Consider the following 17,568-nt stretch of genomic DNA (forward strand, 5'->3'; position numbering starts at 1 on the left):
ATGAAAGCTAAACATCTCTTGCACATCAGCGTCCTCGCGATCGCGATGAGCGTAGCCACCGCCCAGGCGGCAGACCGCATCGCTTTTATTCCTAAGCTGGTCGGCGTCGGCTTCTTTACCAGCGGCGGCAACGGCGCGAAAGAGGCGGGCAAAGCGCTCGGCGTGGATGTCACCTACGACGGCCCCACTGAACCCAGCGTCTCGGGCCAGGTGCAGCTTATCAATAACTTCGTCAACCAGGGTTACAACGCGATTATCGTCTCTGCGGTGTCGCCGGATGGCCTGTGCCCGGCGCTGAAGCGCGCGATGCAGCGCGGGGTGAAGGTGCTGACCTGGGATTCCGACACCAAACCAGAGTGCCGCAGTATTTATATCAACCAGGGCACGCCGCAGCAGCTCGGTGGCCTGCTGGTGGAGATGGCCGGGAAGCAGGTGAGTAAACCGGCCGCCAAAGTGGCGTTTTTCTACTCCAGCCCTACGGTCACCGACCAGAACCAGTGGGTGAAAGAGGCAAAAGCCAAAATCGAAAAAGAGCACCCGGAGTGGCAAATCGTCACCACCCAGTTTGGCTATAACGATGCCACCCGTTCCCTGCAAACCGCTGAGGGGATCTTAAAAGCCTACCCGGATCTTGACGCCATTATTGCCCCGGACGCCAACGCGCTGCCGGCCGCCGCGCAGGCGGCAGAAAACCTCAAACGCCAGGGTGTCGCCATCGTCGGCTTCAGTACGCCGAACGTTATGCGCCCGTACGTTGAGCGCGGCACGGTGAAAGCCTTCGGCCTGTGGGACGTGGTGCAGCAGGGAAAAATTGCGGTCAACGTCGCCGATCGCTTGCTGAAAAAGGGCGATCTTAACGTCGGTGACAGCGTGGAAGTAAAAGATCTCGGGGCGCTGAAGGTCGAGCCAAACAGCGTGCAGGGTTATCAGTATGAAGCGAAAGGCAACGGGATCGTGCTGCTGCCGGAGCGCGTGGTGTTCACCAAAGAGAACATCAATAACTACGACTTCTGAGGGAGGATGAGATGGCAGATTTAGACGATATCAAAGAGGGAAAAGACTTCGGTTTTGACCGGCCGCAGAAAAACACGCTCTATACGTTGAAAGGCTGCGGCTCGCTGGAGTGGGGGATGCAGTCCCGACTGGCGCGTATCTTTAATCCGCACAGCAACCGGACGGTGATGCTGGCCTTCGATCACGGCTACTTCCAGGGTCCGACCACCGGGCTGGAGCGGATTGACCTCTCTATCGCCCCGTTGTTTGATGAAACCGATGTGCTGATGTGTACCCGCGGGGTGCTGCGCAGCCAGGTCCCGGCGGCGACCAACAAGCCGGTGGTGCTGCGGGCATCCGGCGGCAACTCAATCCTCAGCGAACTCTCCAATGAGTGCGTCGCCGTGGCGATGGAGGACGCATTGCGCCTGAACGTCTGCGCGGTGGCGGCCCAGGTCTATATCGGCAGCCCGTATGAACATCAGTCGATCAACAACATCATCAAGCTGGTGGACGCCGGGAACCGTTACGGCATGCCGGTGCTGGCAGTCACCGGTGTGGGCAAAGAGATGACCCGTGATGCCCGCTACTTCTCGTTAGCCAGCAGGATTGCCGCCGAGATGGGGGCGCAGTTCGTGAAAACCTATTTCGTCGAAGAGGGGTTTGAAAAAGTCACCGCCAGCTGTCCGGTGCCGATCGTGATCGCCGGCGGGAAAAAGCTGCCGGAACTGGAAGCCCTTGAGATGTGCTGGCGGGCAATCGACCAGGGGGCATCCGGCGTGGATATGGGGCGCAATATCTTCCAGTCCAGCGCGCCGCGCGCCATGCTGCAAGCGGTGAAAAAAGTGGTCCATGAGAATATCAGCGCCCGTGAGGCGTACCAGTTCTGGCAGGAAGAGAAACAGGGAGAGCTAAAATGAACGTGACGCTGGTGGAGATTAATATCAAGCCGGAGCGGGTGGATGAGTTTCTCGACGTCTTTCGCGCCAACCACGAAGGGGCCCTGCAGGAGCCGGGGAATCTGCGTTTTGACGTGCTGCAGGACCCCGAGGTGAAGACCCGCTTTTTTATCTATGAAGCCTATAAAGACGACGCGGCGGTGCTGGCGCATAAGAAAACCCCGCACTACCTGGCCTGCGTGGAGAAACTGGAAGAGATGATGTCGCAGCCGCGGCAGAAGCGCAGTTTTGTGGGACTGCTACCGGAGGTATGAGCATTGCCGGGCCTACGAGTCAAACCTCGTAGGCCCGGTAAGCGTAGCACCACCGGGCATTAATGGACTACGGCTTCCTGAAAAAATCGTTATACAACATATACAAATGTGCGGCGCTCCAGGAGAAGTTGGGGGCGCCTTGCTGGGCGCCGGTCAACGGATTGTAGTTCTCCTGAATCGGGCCGTCGGAGGTGAGTCCTTTGGCGTGCTTGAAGAAGGTATCCGCCAGCTTCAGCGCTTCTTCACGATGGCCGTAGCGTGCCATTCCTTTGAGGCCGAACCAGAACTGATCCACCCACACCCGGCCGCGCCAGTAAATATCCGGGCCGAATGCCGGGTTGGTTAATGCGGCGGTCCCCAGCGGCACGAAGGTATTGAACTCTTTGGCATCGAGCATCACGCTAATCACCCCATCGGCGTGCTGCTGGGTTGCCGCGCCGTTAAACAGCGGCGACCAGCCTTCCGGGCCTTTGCCACGTTCGACAATTGGCTTCCCGGCGCAGCCGTTGGCCAGCGGCTTTTCTTCGATCCGAATGTCGTAATAGAACGAGGTCTGTGGGTCGAACATGCAGGTGTTGATATAGTCCGCCAGCTTCTGTGCCAGCACCTGATAGTGTTTCGCCTCATCAGGTTTACCGAGAAGGGTTGCCATCTCTGCCAGATAGTGGTTGTCGCTGTACATATAGCTGGCCTGATCCACCGACTCCTGTAACAGCGAATAGCCCAGCAAATGTCCTTGTTTATCGCGGTTTTCGGCAAAGTTCACCGTCCAGTCGCTTCGCTTGCCACCGTTGGCCACGTATTTATCCAGCTGATCTTTATCGATAAAGCCGAACACCGCCGCGTCATCGCGCCCTGACTCCCAGGAAGCGGCGACCTGCGCCGGGATCTCCAGGCTGTCATAGTCCCCCTTGCGGGTGACGGCTTCATAGGTTTTCAGGCCAGAAAGCGTCTCTTCGCTGTCGCCTTTTTTGCGCGTAAACAGCATCGCACCGTCGGCGGTATTATGGGCTTTATCGCGAGTGGCACCGTACTCTGGCACGCCGTTACCGTTATGATCGCGATTGCGTAGCCACCAGTCGTGATAGGCCACCAGCTTCGGATACATCTCCTGTAGCCACGCTTTATCTTTGGTGACGTGATAGACCTCCATCACTGACCAGGCGGCCAGGCTTGGCTTGGTATTGCGCTCGTTCCAGTTAGTGCCATCGCCGCCGCGCTCCGGGCTCAGATTCCAGGCGATGAGGTCCGGGACGAAGCCGACATCCTGCGGGCGTACCTTGTCGTTGGCCTGAATCTGCCAGGAGAAGACTGCGCGAATATTCTCTTTGGCAATCTCGGGGTTAAAGTGCGCCATGGCATAGGCCTGTTTCCAGGTATCCCACGGCCAGGTCTGATTGCCGGAGAACCAGCGCCCGGTAACCGATGGGGTGATGGTATTGTGCTGCACTGCGCCGCCCGGCGCGCGCCAGTTACCGTTAAGCGTTTCGATAGCCTTGACCGCTACCCGGGTCTGTTCTGCGGTGGCCTCCGGGTTAGTCAGTCCTTTTTGCAGATAGCCGTCCCAGCGCTGTTGCGACGCGTTCAGGTAGAACGCCGGGCGCGCGAGGATATCGCGGATTTGCGCTTTCTCCGTTCGCACCTGCTCCGCCGTCAGCAGGTGCGAATAGGTCGTGTAAATCGTCGTGGAGCCGCTGATTTTGGCCGAGCTGGTAAAGCGGTGACCGTCGATCCTGGTCTCGGCCGGCAGGGACTTATGGATCTGATACTGCGACGCACCGGAGGTCATCAGGTCAGACGCGGAACGCACCTTGCCGAAGCTGACTGTCAGGCCGTCGTGGGTTGCCGTCAGCCGGCGCTGATAATCCGGGAATGTACCGTCGATGGTTTTATCCGAGAGTGGTTTGCCCTCTTTGGCTTCCAGTTTATCCAGCAGCTCGCCGTCCCACACCAGCGTGAGCGGCGTATTGCTGGTGATTTTGGTCTCCAGCAGCGAGGTGTGCGGGCTGGCAAAGCGCAGTGTCATGACAACGCGTACGCCGGGGGCGGTTAGCGTCTGTACCAGCGCGCCGGGCAGACTCCAGGCCTGAAGGGTGAAGGCCACTTTTTGACCGTTCTGATAGACCGTCAGGCGATCGAAGCTGGTGGCCATAAAGTTGATGTACTCTTCGGTCAGCAGCGCCGGGCCGGGGAAGCCGCCCATGGTTGCCGGGCCGTCCGGTAGCAGATGCCCGTGCCACGCGCCGAGATCGAAAAACGGGTTGAAACGCTGGTGGTCATCGTGGTCAAAATCATGCATGTACTGCGGCGAACCGGCCCGGTTGATGACGTTTTTAAACGCCTCGGCGGTGACCGCGTGGGCGGAAAAACTCAGTAGCAGCGCACAGGCCAGCGGCGTGAAACGGGTAGTGATATTCATGGTATTTATATCCCTTCTTACCAGTAAAAATATTGCATCAGGAAGAGCTGATCGGCCGGATCGCCAGAAGCGTTTTTCATATAAAAACGGCTGTCGGCGGCGGTAGCAAAACGGCCGCCGCCATATTCGTACCAGATACCAAATTGCATAAACGAGGTGGTCTCTTCGGCGGCCCGATCCGGGCGATGTCTGGCGTAGCTGTATGCGGTTGAAAGGTAAAAACCTTTTAATGCTTCATACATTGCGCTGGCCATAAACCCGGTTTCACTGCCGGGGACGCTCAGGCCTTTAGCGCGTCCGGTATGGTGCCAGGCACGGGCGGCGAGGTTGGGCGAGAGAATACCGGTTAAAAACAGCTGCCCGGTGCCGTCGGTCACTTCCAGGCCGTTCATCCAGGTGACCTCTTTGGCCAGGTCGTACTGGATATAGCCGTTGACCATTGCCGGATAGGTATATTTATCGTCGTAGCGGTCATATTTGCCAAAGTGCAGCCAGGCTTTGCTTTCGTCATGATGTCCGGCTGGCGTAGCGGTGATGCTGTAGCGCAATTCTCCAGTCAGGTTTTGCACCTTGAGGGCGTACATGATGTCGCGGGTGTTGGGAATCACGTAGCCCAGATCCGGCGTAAAATCGCCCCACCACTGCAGGTCATCCAGCGAAGAGTCCTGGCGCAGGCTGAGCATGATTTCGGTGCTGTCATCGGTTTTATAGCCGCCATAAAGCCGGTTTATTCCGCCTTCAAACCCGCCCCAGCCGTGGCCGGGCTCCCAGGCATTGCCCTGACTGTCCGCCTGCACTGTCCAGCCTTCGCCGTAAATTAAGCCGAACCAGTGTCCATGCTTTATTTCGAGACCACCTTCAATATAGGTCCCGTCGCTATACTTATGTTTATTTTCACCTTCTAAATCCATATATCCGCCGAGGCCCATCTCGCCATAAAAACGGAATGAAGGAGAAGTGATTTCAGGCGTTTTGGTATCATCATGCTCTGCTGGATGGACGACCTCGGCGCCAATAGCCGGGCAGCAAAAAACGAGGGCAGCGAGTGCCCCGTACAGCGAATTATTATTTTTCATAATGTTTTCAGAGGTATTGTTGTTTATATTTTTAGAATGATTTTTAGGCGTATTAAGAAATATTTGAGACCGGATCGGCTTCCATTTTCTTCTCTTCCGGGGTTAATCCTTTGACGTATTTGCTGTATTTCCACCATGCAAATCCAAGGAAAATAACAATTCCGCCGACGTTATAGAAAATAATCGTCATGATATTGCCGCCGCTCGGGAAGGTGGAGGCGATAAAGCCGATAGTGAAAATGACAATCAGCATTGAGACGACCGCGATGCCGGTAGTTCGTGAGCCCATTTTGAAATCACGCGGCAGGTGATCGAGTTTACGGCGCAGGTTAAGATACGCCAGCATAATAAACAGCGGTGGCAGCATGGACGCGGCAGCGGTCATATTAATGATGGTATTCATTAATTCCTGAACGGTGTTGGAACCCAGCATCGGAATAATCATTAACGGGATGACAATCAGGAACTGAATCCATGCTGCGCGAGCCGGTACGCCATTTTTGTTCAGTTCAACGGTCTTCTTACCGAAGATACCCTCGGGAATTTCGGAGAAGAAGATTTTTACCGGCGTCGCGGTCCACATCAGCAGCGAGCCGAACATGGCGGTAAAGGAGACGAGGCCGACGAAGCGGTTCATCATGATTTCAGGCAAACCAAAGTACGCGGCCAGGCCGTGGAATACCTGCACTGAACCGCCGGTAAATTTCAGCTCTTTGCTGCTGATGAAAACGTTGATCAGTACTGAAGAGACAGAATACAGTACGCCAATCACAATCCCGGCAAGGATGATCACTTTGACAAAGGATTTCGAACCGCCTTTGACGTCATTGACGTAGACCGCAACGGACTCTGCCCCGCCGGCGGCCATAAAGATCCAGGTGGTTATCCCAAGGAACGCCCAGTTAAAATTCGGGATCATTGCTTCGACGGTAATCGGGTCCGCCGGCTGTACGCCGCCGACCAGCGCGGTTCCCGCCAGTAAAATATAGGAGAGTGTCAGCAGCAGCATCAATGATGAGGTTACGGAAGTAATCGGCCCCAACATTTTTGCGCCGTTGGTTGAAACCCAGGTGGAGAAGGCGAACAGCACCATGCTGAGCACCGTTGTTGCTACGGGAGTCAGAATGTACTCGTAGCCTAAAAAGGCGTACGAGGCGTAGGCGATAACGCGTGGCAGCAGGGAAGTAAAAAAGAACAGGTTCACGAACCAGTAAGTATAGGCAGTAATAAACGCCCAGCGGCCGCCTAGCGAGCTTTTGACCCAGGCATAGACCCCCGCTTCGGAGGTTTTATTCAGCGACACGAATTCCGCAATGATCAGGCAAAACGGGATGAAGTAGAACAAGGTGGCGAGGAAAAACATCGGTGCCGATGCCAGTCCTAATTCGATATTGTTATTGATAACGTTATTAAAACTGTAAACGGCGGCGAAGGTCAGCGACAGCAGGCCAAACTTACCGATGGTATTACGTTTGATATCAGACATAACACATCTCCACACATTGTCCTTCAGAGAAAGCCGAAGGGGGTTGTGTTGTTTGTAGGATAGAGGTAGTTAAGTAATTATGTTTATTTTAGTAAAAATTTTAGTAAATAAAAGGAGTAAAACCTGGTTGCTTTAACTCGATCACGAAAAAGCTGAGGGTTACGTAATGACAGGCAGAAAAAAGCCCGCCAGCGGGAATAGCGCTGACGGGAGAGCGTGATACGTTATTTGGTGATACCCGGCGCCGGCGCAATCGACGCTTTCTGGCGCTGCTGCTGTTTTCTCTCAAAGCGGGTGATCCACCACCATGCGAGACCTGAGAACACGGCGGTCATAAAGACGTTGATAAAGAAGGCGTTAACCAGGTCGACGCCCGCCGGGAAGGCGGAAGCCGTCATGCTGACCACAAAGATCACAATCAGCATGGAGACCACGCTCATGCCGACCTTGCGCGAGCCCATGCGGAAGTCGCGCGGGGTATCATCGTGTTTCCAGCGCAGGACAAAGTAGGCCACCATAATAAACAGTGGTGGCAGCATGGCGGTACCGGCGGTCAGGTTAATAGCCGTATTCATCATCTGCTGAACGCTGGCGGAGCCAAAGCCGTTAACGATGAGCATCAGGAAGACGAACAGGAACTGCCACCAGGCGGCACGCACCGGTACGCCATGCGCGTTCAGTTCGGTGGTTTTCTCGCCGTAGATGCCGGCCGGAATTTCAGAGAAGTGGATTTTTACCGGTGCAGCGGTCCACATCATCATGCTACCGAAGATGGCGATAAACAAAATAATCCCGACAAAGCGGCCCATCAGCAGCTCAGGAATATGGAAGTAAGCCCCCAGTCCGGTAAAGATTTCCACCATTCCACCGGCGTAAGTCAAATCTTCACGGGCGACGAAAACGTTAACCAGCAGCGAGCCTAGCGCATACATGCCGCCAATCAATACGCCAGCGGATATAATGACTTTGATAAAGGATTTCTGGCCGCCTTTGGTATCGTTCAGATAGGCTGCCACGGTTTCCGCGCCGCCTGCGGCCTGGAAAATCCAGCACATGATGCCCAGCGTGGCCCAGTTGATGGTCGGCTCCATGGCGGAGAGCGTAATCGGCTGTGCCGGGACGTGGCCAGAGCCTAATGCGGTAAAGGCGCCGACGACGTAGATAGCAAATAGCGCGAAGACGCCGTAGGCCACGCACTCAGAAATTCTCCCCAGCCACGTTGCCCCTTTAGTCGAGATGTGAGTCGCCATGGCGAACAGCACGATGGAGATCATTGAGGTAACCATCGGGGAGAAGGGAATGGCGTATCCCATCACGGCGTATGAGGCATAGGCCACGACGTTGGGCAGTAGCGAGATGAAAAAGAACAGGTTCACGAACCAGTACAGGAACGAGCCGAGATAGGCCGCCCGTGACCCTAACGGCTGTTTCAGCCAGGCATACATGCCCGATTCGGAATGCTTATTGGCCGAGACAAATTCGGCAATAATAAAGACAAAGGGGATGAAATAGACCACCGTGGCAAACAGGAATATCGGGGCGGAACTTAACCCTAGCTCGATGTTGTTATTGACGATGTTCCGCACGTTAAACACGGCGGTGAAGGCCATCGACAGCAGGGCGAATTTGCCTATTTTGGCGCGAACTGATTCGGACATAAGTCCTCCGGGAAATCATTTAGCCCGCATTCTGGGCTGGAAACGGTCAGGTCAGCGGGTGTCCCGCTGACCTTGGGCATTGCTGAAGGCGGTACTATTTATTCAGGAAATACCCGTCTTCAATCGTCACTTTGAGCACCACTTTTTTTACCGGTGTGTCGCTGATAAAGCGGTAGGCCTCATCGTTATCACAAATCACCATCTGGCCTTCATGCACCTGGACGGTTTCACCGAGGCCTTTCAGGTATTCGCGATCCGTCTCATCCCGGTAGCAGGCCACGGTTTGCAGCTGTGCTTTCGCGGCAAACTCGATCTTTTGCTGTCCCTGCAGGTAGTAATGCACCTCGAAGTAGCGGCGGTGGCCGGCAAACAGGGCATCGGTGGTGCTGTCGTTTTCCACGCGATAGGAGAGTGAGTCCCCGATCGAATGGGCCACGCCAGGGCGAATATTGTCGATGTTATTGATGGCTTCCACGCAGCGTTGCCATTTACGTCCGCTGTGATAGATCTGCTTAAATTGTTCTAAATTATCAAGAATTCTCATTTTTCAGCCTCGCTGTGTGAAACGGGGGAAAAGAAACCGGCGCCGAAGTCATGGTTCGCCAGTACCTGCGAGGAGCCGCATCCGCCTTCCAGCGGCAGCAGCGTAAAGCCATAGTTGAAGGGGGTGAGCCAGACGCGCCAGCTATCCAGCACTTCACTGCCCCAGGAGTTGGAGCCAAGACCGAGCAACCGGGCGTCGATGTTCAGCGTGATGTCATCGCTGCGCTGTAGTTCGTTGCAGTGCTGGGCCGCGTGCAGGTTTTCTGCTGTGTAGTGCCAGGCGCTGAGGTTCACCGGCGCACGTGGAACCACCAGCAGGCCGCTGCCGTGACGATTGGTAAATGACGCCCAACGTACGTGCTGACGGTTGCCGTTATTCTGTGGGAACGGGTAGTTCTCAAACATGTCGTCAACATTGGTGCGCCAGACATCGATGATGTTGCTCTGCTGGCTGTCGGCGTAGTTCTCACCCGGCCCGCGACCGTAATAATTGACCTGCTCAAACTGACCGTTAATTCCCATCATAAAGCCGATGCACGGAACGATATGCGGGTAGTCGCCGTAGCGCTCACCCTGCAGTTCAACGTTGATATGGCCCTGTGGCGTGATCTGCCAGCGATAGGTGCAGCGCATCCCGAAATCAAAAACCGGCGGCGCGATAATCGTCCGCGTGGTGACGATAACGGTCTCACCCTGCTGTTCAACGCTGAACTCCCGCAGATGCTCCTGCATGATGTGCAGGTGGCTCGGCTGCCACAGCCCTTCATATTCCTGTTTATGGTTATCAATCATCGGCTTGAAGAAGTTAATCTTCGGCTCGCGGGTCACCTGCTCGCAGCCATTAACCAGCCAACGGGTTAGCTTGCCGCTGAGTTTAGAGAATTCGACGCGGAAATTATGCCCGGTGAGGGTGTAACTCAGGCGTTCGTCAGCCATCTGTAGCGGCGTTGCGCTGGCATTGACGAGCGTCGTTTTTGCCGCTGTCTGCGCCTTTAGCGGGAACTGATACACGGCAATATTGTGGTTGGCTTCGCTGTACAGGGTTCGGGAGTCTTTGGTCACTATGACGTTGACGAATGTTTCACGCGCGTCCATTTCGGGCAGCGTAATCGTGATGTCTCGACCACTGTTCGGTGGCAGATCGCGAACTTTTATCGTCTGAGTCGACAGCGTTTCCCCTTCGGCGCGTACTTCGATGCGCAGGGTGTAATCGTCGAGGGTGGAGAACCACAGCTTGTTCTCAATGCGCAGTTCGCCGCGATGGATATCCGTCGCCTGCACCTTGACCGGCGCAATAACCTGCTTGTACTCCCTTAAACCCGGCCCTGGGGTCTGGTCGGAGAAGATCAGGCCGTCGAGGCAGAAGTTGTAGTTGTTCGGGTAGTCGCCATAGTCGCCGCCGAATTTGTACCATACTGCACCGTTCTCATCGGTGGCCTGAATGCCGTGATCGCACCACTCCCACACGTAGTGGCCCTGAATGCTGTCGTACTGGTAAAAAACGTTCTGGTATTCGGTCAGGCCGCCCGGGCCGTTGCCCATGGCGTGGGCATACTCGCAGATAATGCGCGGCTTCTCGTGCGGGTGCTCGCCGAACTCATTCATCAGCGGCACGCGGGTATACATGGTCGAGATGATATCGACGACTTCGGCGTCACGGTCTTCTTCGTAGTGCACCAGACGGGTATCATCCAGCGCTTTGGTGGCGTGATACATCGCGCGAATATTACAGCCGTAGCCGGACTCATTTCCCAGAGACCAGATGATGATTGATGGATGGTTTTTCTGCGCGTGTAGGTGCCGCACGATGCGCTCGACGTACACGTGCTCCCAGCTCGGGTCATCGGTAATGCGACTCAGGTTGCCGACGTTAGCGAAACCATGGGACTCCACGTCGGTTTCCGCCATCACAAACAGGCCGTAAATGTCGCACAGCTCATAAAAGCGCGGATCGTTTGGATAGTGGGCGGTGCGCACCGAGTTGATATTGTGCTGCTTCATCAGCAGCAGATCTTTTTCGACGCGATCCATCCCGACGGCGCGGCCTTTCAGATGGTCGTTGTCGTGACGGTTGACGCCGTGGAGCATCACGTAATGGTTGTTAATATAGAACAGGCCATTGCGTACCTTGATGTCACGAAAGCCGATGCGCTGCGGGATGATTTCAAGCACTTCACCGGCGGCGTTTTTCACCGTCATCACCAGATGATAGAGCCAGGGATTCTCCGCCGACCACTGCTGCGGGGCTGCCACATCAATGGCGAAACCGCTCTCCAGTGATTGCCCGACCGTCAGGCGCCCGGTGGTACCCTGATACAGCGCATTGTCGCCATCGAACAGGGTATATTCCACGCTGACATCGGCAGGTCGGTCGCTCAGGTTTTCCAGTACCAGCTGGCAGGAGAGAGTGGCGTCGCGGTAATCGTCATTAAAATCAGTGCGTACGGTAAAGTCCTGTACGTGAAGTGGATTTTTACCCACCAGGTAGACGTCGCGGAAGATCCCCGCCATCCACCACATATCCTGGTCTTCAATATAGGTGGAGTCTGCCCACTGCATCACCCGCACGCACAGCAGGTTGTCGCCGGTTTTCACTGCCGCGCTGATGTCAAATTCGGCGGTCAGACGGCTGCCTTTACTGAAGCCAATATACTGGCCGTTGACGTAGACTTCGAAGTAGGTTTCGACGCCGTCGAACTTAATCAGGGTCTGCTTACCCTGCCAGCCGTCACCGAGGGTGAAGATGCGCTGATAGGCGCCGGTCGGGTTGTCGGTTGGTACGTACGGCACGTCGATCGGGAAGGGAAAACCTTCATCGGTATACTGAAGCTGCCCATGGCCTTCCATCTGCCACATTCCCGGTACGGTGATCGGGCCCCAGCCTTTGATATATTCGCGGGTGAACGCTTCCGGCACCAGCAGAGGGTGCGTGAAGAAGCGAAAGTTCCATTGCCCGCTAAGCGATAAAAAGCGGCTGCTGGTTTCGCGGACAAAAGTGCGCGCCTGAGCCAGCGTATCGTAAGAGAAGAAATACGCTCGCGGCGGCAGCCTGTTTTCATGAGTGAGTTGAAGATTTTCCCAGCGATTCATATCGCCTCCCTGTACGGATCTGATGTAATACGGCTATTTTAGTAAAACTTTTACTAAATAAAATGGGCAGGGATGATTTACTTTAACTCGATCACAAAATGAGCGCTGTCAGAGAGGGGGTGTGCAAACCAGAAAATACCGGGGCGGCATGTTACCGCGTTGACACAAGGATGGACGTAGAGAAGGTCATCCCGGCAAGCCTGGTGCCGCCGGGAAAGTATCGTGCGCAGAGGTGTTATCGGGTGGTGCCGCGCAGCTTCAGGACGCTGGGGACAAAGACGTTCAGCGGTAACGCCCGGCCGTCGCGGGCTTTTTCGTACAGCAGGTTCACCCCCTGGCTTCCCATCATTTCAGAGTGGATGCGCACGGTAGAGAGCGGTGGGAAGGTGAAGCGCGCGGTCGGAATATCATTCACGCTGATTAAAGAGATATCTTCAGGTATCGACAGGCCGCGTTCGTGAATAGCGCGCAGGACGCCGATGGCGATAGAGTCCGAGGCGACAAACAGCGCCGTCGGGTAGTCTTCCTGAGCCAGCATCGTTTTCGCCAGTTCATAGCCCGACGAGCTGGAGAAACCGCCGCGCCAGATATCACCCTGTGAGACCACGCCTTTTAGCTGCCCATACTCAACGAACGCCATTTCGCGGATATCGGCTTTGCCGGGTTCATCCTGGCCTCCGATAAAGCCAATGCGTGAGGCCCCCTGGGCGATAAAGAAGTCGATCACCTCTTTGGCGATGCGCACAAGATCGATATCCACCGCATCGTAGCTGCTGTCTGGCTCATGAAAATCGATAAAGCAGATATTGTCGGTCAGCGCGGTGGCGGCTTCGCGAATGGCGCGAGAAGGTTTGCCGACAATCAGTACGCCGGTGGCTTTTTTCAGTTCGGGCAGTGCGTTGTTGAGGTAGCAGTTGGTCAGCTCGATCCCCAGCTTTTCGCACTGGGTTTCAATCCCATGGCGGATTGCCAGATAGTAAGGATCGTTAATCTCCAGATCCTGCTGGTAGCTGTAGAGTGCCAGAATATGGTGATGGCCCACGGCGTGAACCTGTGCCTTGCGAGAGCTGCTGCTTTTATATTCCAGCTTCTCTGCAATTTCCAGGATACGGTGCTTGGTCTCTTCTTTCACGTTCAGGGTTGGATCGTCGTTTAATACCCGTGAAACCGTCGCCAGTGAGACACCCGCTTCGGTTGCGATATCTTTGAGTGTTGCCATCTTATTCCTTATCTGACGTTGCCCCATCTGCGCCCGCCCATTGTAAAGCAAGCTTGGGTTCCTGCATCTGTTTTCAGTAAATATTGCTGGTTTTATTTGCAGCGAACGGGGACTTTTTTCCGCCATAAAGAGTGACGAAAGTAACATTCCTGTCAGCGGGGTGCTGAACAAATAATAAAACTTGCTATATTTTACTAAAATTTTACTGGAGGTAAATGATGGATACTGTTGCTTACGATGATTTTGCCAGACTGGAAATGCGTACCGGAAAGATTGTCGAGGTTAAGCGGCATGACAATGCCGATAAACTGTATATCGCGAAGATTGATATGGGTGAGCGGATCTTGCAAACGGTGACAAGCCTGGTGCCTTACTACAGCGAGCAGGAGTTGCTGGGAAAAACGGTGGTGGTGCTGTGCAATCTGGCTAAGGCCAAAATGCGGGGTGAGACATCGGAGTGCATGCTGCTGTGCGCAGAGACAGAAGATGGCAGCGAAAGCGTACTGCTGACGCCGGAACGTCTGATGCCACCTGGCGTACGGGTCGTTTAAGCTCCGTTTCTCTCTGTGAGGACATCCGCGGAACCGCAGAAAAAGCGCCTCTCCCCGATGGGGAGAGGACAGCGCAGAGAGCTTCAGGCCTCTTCCACTGAAACCCGCAGTGCAGCCAATGCTGTACGTGCCGCTTTAAGCACCTGCTCACACTGCTCAAGCGTCAGCGTCAGCGGTGGCTCAATGCGGATGGTTTTGGCGTTGTTGAGCGTCCCCGCCACCAGAATGCGCTGGCGGAACATCTCACTGGAGAAGCTGTAACCGATTTCGTTATCCACGAACTCAATCGCCATCAGCATCCCTTTACCACGCACCTCATTCACCAGATCCGGGTACTCGCGGGACAGCTGACGGAAGCCATCCAGCAGCAGTTCGCCTTTCTGTTCCGCCTGTGCCGGGAGATTTTGCGTCAACAGAACGTTGATCGTCGCCAGCGCCGCGGCACAGGCCAGCGGATTTCCACCGAAGGTGGTGGTATGCAGGAACGGGTTGTCGAACAGCACCGAGAACACCTCTTCGGTGGCGACCGTCGCGCCAATTGGCATCACGCCGCCGCCGAGGGCTTTGGCAAGGCACAGAATGTCCGGCTGAACGTTCTCGTGCTCACAGGCAAACATTTTGCCGGTGCGCCCCATGCCGGTCTGCACCTCATCGAGGATCAGCAGTGCACCAAATTCATCACACAACTTACGTACCGCCGGCAGATAGCCCTGAGGAGGCAGGATCACGCCGCCTTCGCCCTGGATCGGCTCAAGGATCACCGCCGCGACGTCATCACCGGTTTTCTTGCACTCACTGAGCAGCGTGCGCATGGCGTTGATATCGCCAAACGGCACGTGACGAAAGCCCGGCAGCAGCGGCATAAAAGGCTTACGGAAGGTCGATTTGGCGGTAGCCGACAGAGCACCCAGCGATTTCCCATGGAACGCGCCGCTGGTGGCCACGAAGGTAAATTTGCCACGTGGCGACTGGTAGGCTTTGGCGAGCTTGAGCGCCGCTTCGACCGATTCCGTACCGCTGTTACTGAAGAAGCTGTATTTCAGTTTGCCGGGCGTTAATGCTGCCAGCGTTTTGGCCAGCATGGCCCGAAGCGGGTCCAGCAGTTCCTGACTATGAAGAGGTTGTTTAGCGAGCTGATGCTCGACGGCGGAAATCACAACTGGATTACGGTGCCCTACATTAAAAATCCCAAAACCACCCAGACAATCGACAAACTCTTGTCCTTGAGTGTCGACAAGCGTATTTAACCCTCCCGCCTGCCACTCTACGGCTCCGTAATCCCCGCCAGCGGTGACCGATTTTCGGTACTCTAAAAACCCTGGATTCACATGCTCTTTAAAGTATTCCCTGACCTCCTGGTTAAGTGCTTTCATCTCCTCATGATCAAGCGTTCGCTTCTCAATGAGATTCAGTGCGTGTGCGCTGCAGGCCAGAGCCGATGCGCTGGAAGGTAACCTGTTCAAAGTGAGCTCCTGGGGCGGGCGTATCACATGATACTGAATTAAGTATTGCAGGGATTACGCCACTTCGGTGGAGGCGCTGAAAATCGGGATAAACGCAGCGTGAAAGCGGATATGTGCGGAATTTAATCTCACGGCGATATTTTTGGCATGTTTTACTCCTGAAAGGAGCTAATAACCTGCTGGCAGCTATACCGCCGCGTGCTTCGCGGCGGTGCAGGTTGCCCAATTAGAGGGCAGAAGGGTGGTTTAATCGAGCTGGGAAATTTCCATGGCTGCGCGGTCGATAACGGCGACGATCTGCTTGAGCTGCGCGTCGCTGGTGGGCTGCTGATTCACTTTCAGATCCAGTACGGTTTTAAAGTTCTCCAGCGCCCGCTTCATTTGCGGATTTTTGCGCAGTTCACAGCCGACCATCCGCTCCTGTAAACGCTCTTGAATTTGAGCCAGTTGCTCGAGATTTTCGGCGTGCAGCTGGCTGCCTTCGGCGGTAATGGCGATTTTCTTGCGGCCATTTTCCTCTTCAACGCTGATCAGACCCTGATCCTGCAGGAGATCGAGGGTGGGGTAGATCACGCCCGGGCTAGGGCTATAGTTACCCTGAGTCAGGGTCTCTATCTCTTTAATCAGTTCGTAGCCGTGGCTGGCGTTGCGAGTCAGGATATCGAGGATAACCAGTCGCAGTTCGCCGTGACCAAAGAAACGCTGACGGCGTCCGCCGCCTCTGCGTTCGTGCTCGCCATGGTCACCGCCTCTGTGGCCGTGTTCCCCACGTTCACCGCGGTGCCCACGTGGCCCGCGCCCTTCTTCATGATGATGTCGCATCGTTTATTCCTCATTAGTTTTGATATATCTAATGTATATCTAAAAAATGACGGTTAGCAAGTATGAGATCTGATATTTTTTTAATTTATTGATTTTAAATGTTTTTATTGATGGGTTTGGACTTTTTTGCTTTTTGTCACGACTATATCAAAAATAACTTGCATTCTTTTTTAATGGCAATCATTATCATTTAGGTTGTGTTTAGATATATCTATTTTTCACGAAGGCGATCGAATCGATGATGATAAAAACGAAAAACACTCAGTACCCGCAACGCGTTCGTAATGAGCTGCGTTTCCGTGAGTTAACCGTCCTGCGCGTAGAGCGTATCGGCGCGGCTTTTCAGCGCATTGTGCTGGGCGGGGAGTCGCTGGAGGGTTTTGTTTCCCAGGGGTTTGACGACCATACCAAACTGTTTTTCCCCGAAGCCGGCGCCGCGTTTACACCGCCGCAGGTTACTGATGAAGGCATTAACTGGGGTGAGAATGTTCGTCCGGCAACCCGCGACTATACGCCGCTGTACGATGCCGAGCGCCATGAACTGGCGTATGACTTCTTTATCCACGACGGCGGGATTGCCAGCAGCTGGGCGCTGGCGGCCAAACCGGGCGATACCCTGGTGATTGGTGGGCCGCGCGGTTCACTGGTGGTGCCGGAAGATTATGCCTGGCAGCTGTATGTCTGTGATGAGTCCGGGATGCCGGCACTGCGCCGTCGCCTGCTCGGCCTCAGCCGTCTGCCCGTGCGCCCGCAGGTGACGGCGCTGGTCACGATCGGCGATGTATCTTATCAGGATTATCTGGCGGACCTGCAGGGCTTTAATATCGAGTGGGTGGTGGGCCATCAACCCTCCGTCGTGGCAGAGCGTCTGGCACAGGTGAGCGTGCCGCCAGAGGATTACTTTATCTGGGTCACCGGCGAGGGCGCGGTCGTCAAATCGCTGCTTGGTCGTTTCGAAAACGACGAAATTGATCCGCAGTTGGTGCGCTCTCAGGCCTACTGGCACAGCAAATAATCGCTGCTCTTGCGAGCGCT

14 protein-coding genes are annotated in these 17,568 nt (G+C 55.1%); 5 read left to right on the top strand and 9 right to left on the bottom strand.

The genetic code is table 11. From position 1 onward, the window contains the following. From lsrB to lsrG, 3 genes are read left to right on the top strand one after another with little or no spacing between them, the layout of a single operon-like run. Positions 1–1,014 (top strand): autoinducer 2 ABC transporter substrate-binding protein, encoded by a 1,014-nt coding sequence (gene lsrB, locus ACMYSN_RS18165; protein ID WP_462495691.1) that lies wholly within the window; start codon positions 1–3, stop codon positions 1,012–1,014. An 11-nt stretch (positions 1,015–1,025) separates the two neighbouring features. Next, the gene (gene lsrF / locus ACMYSN_RS18170) at positions 1,026–1,913 is read left to right on the top strand and encodes a 3-hydroxy-5-phosphonooxypentane-2,4-dione thiolase (RefSeq protein WP_462495692.1); all 888 of its coding nucleotides are present in this window, start codon (positions 1,026–1,028) and stop codon (positions 1,911–1,913) included. Then, entirely contained in the window at positions 1,910–2,206 is a 297-nt protein-coding gene (gene lsrG, locus ACMYSN_RS18175) for a (4S)-4-hydroxy-5-phosphonooxypentane-2,3-dione isomerase (RefSeq protein WP_462495693.1), read from the top strand. The genes lsrF and lsrG overlap by 4 nt, the downstream gene beginning before the upstream one ends. A 67-nt stretch (positions 2,207–2,273) precedes the next feature. Here lsrG and ygjK read toward each other — a convergent pair whose 3' ends face one another. The 7 genes from ygjK to ebgR form a co-directional block, all read right to left on the bottom strand. After that, positions 2,274–4,625 carry an alpha-glucosidase gene (ygjK, locus tag ACMYSN_RS18180; protein WP_462495694.1) on the bottom strand — a complete coding sequence of 784 codons (2,352 nt, stop codon included), beginning with the start codon at positions 4,623–4,625 and terminating at the stop codon, positions 2,274–2,276. A gap of 17 nt (positions 4,626–4,642) precedes the next feature. Further along, on the bottom strand, positions 4,643–5,701 hold the full coding sequence (ygjJ, locus tag ACMYSN_RS18185; protein WP_462495695.1) for a protein YgjJ: 1,059 nt from the start codon (positions 5,699–5,701) through the stop codon (positions 4,643–4,645). Between the two features lie 52 nt (positions 5,702–5,753). Further along, positions 5,754–7,187 (bottom strand): APC family permease, encoded by a 1,434-nt coding sequence (locus tag ACMYSN_RS18190; RefSeq protein WP_462495696.1) that lies wholly within the window; start codon positions 7,185–7,187, stop codon positions 5,754–5,756. Positions 7,188–7,411: 224 nt separating this feature from the next. Continuing rightward, complete coding sequence (locus ACMYSN_RS18195; protein WP_462495697.1) at positions 7,412–8,845, bottom strand: APC family permease; 1,434 nt, start codon at positions 8,843–8,845, stop codon at positions 7,412–7,414. A 94-nt stretch (positions 8,846–8,939) separates the two neighbouring features. Then, positions 8,940–9,389, bottom strand: coding sequence for a NanQ anomerase/TabA/YiaL family protein (locus ACMYSN_RS18200; RefSeq protein WP_462495698.1), 450 nt, complete (start codon positions 9,387–9,389; stop codon positions 8,940–8,942). Further along, positions 9,386–12,478 carry a beta-galactosidase subunit alpha gene (ebgA, locus tag ACMYSN_RS18205; protein WP_462495699.1) on the bottom strand — a complete coding sequence of 1,031 codons (3,093 nt, stop codon included), beginning with the start codon at positions 12,476–12,478 and terminating at the stop codon, positions 9,386–9,388. The genes ACMYSN_RS18200 and ebgA overlap by 4 nt, the downstream gene beginning before the upstream one ends. Before the next feature lie 235 nt (positions 12,479–12,713). Further along, positions 12,714–13,697 carry a transcriptional regulator EbgR gene (ebgR, locus tag ACMYSN_RS18210; RefSeq protein WP_462495700.1) on the bottom strand — a complete coding sequence of 328 codons (984 nt, stop codon included), beginning with the start codon at positions 13,695–13,697 and terminating at the stop codon, positions 12,714–12,716. Positions 13,698–13,915: 218 nt separating this feature from the next. Here ebgR and ACMYSN_RS18215 point away from each other — a divergent pair, with 218 nt between their 5' ends. Continuing rightward, a complete protein-coding gene (locus ACMYSN_RS18215) occupies positions 13,916–14,248 on the top strand; it encodes a tRNA-binding protein (RefSeq protein ID WP_462498283.1) in 333 nt (110 codons plus the stop codon). An 83-nt stretch (positions 14,249–14,331) separates the two neighbouring features. Here the strand turns inward: ACMYSN_RS18215 and ygjG are convergent, their stop codons facing one another. Both ygjG and ACMYSN_RS18225 read right to left on the bottom strand, forming a co-directional pair. Continuing rightward, positions 14,332–15,711, bottom strand: coding sequence for a putrescine aminotransferase (gene ygjG, locus ACMYSN_RS18220; protein ID WP_123756398.1), 1,380 nt, complete (start codon positions 15,709–15,711; stop codon positions 14,332–14,334). A 246-nt stretch (positions 15,712–15,957) separates the two neighbouring features. Continuing rightward, positions 15,958–16,533, bottom strand: coding sequence for a PadR family transcriptional regulator (locus ACMYSN_RS18225; RefSeq protein ID WP_462495701.1), 576 nt, complete (start codon positions 16,531–16,533; stop codon positions 15,958–15,960). Between the two features lie 238 nt (positions 16,534–16,771). Here ACMYSN_RS18225 and ACMYSN_RS18230 point away from each other — a divergent pair, with 238 nt between their 5' ends. Next, positions 16,772–17,548 (top strand): siderophore-interacting protein, encoded by a 777-nt coding sequence (locus tag ACMYSN_RS18230; protein WP_462495702.1) that lies wholly within the window; start codon positions 16,772–16,774, stop codon positions 17,546–17,548. The last annotated feature ends 20 nt before the right edge of the window (positions 17,549–17,568 follow it).

The organism is Klebsiella sp. R445 (assembly GCF_051131755.1).
Taxonomy (GTDB): domain Bacteria; phylum Pseudomonadota; class Gammaproteobacteria; order Enterobacterales; family Enterobacteriaceae; genus Klebsiella; species Klebsiella lignicola.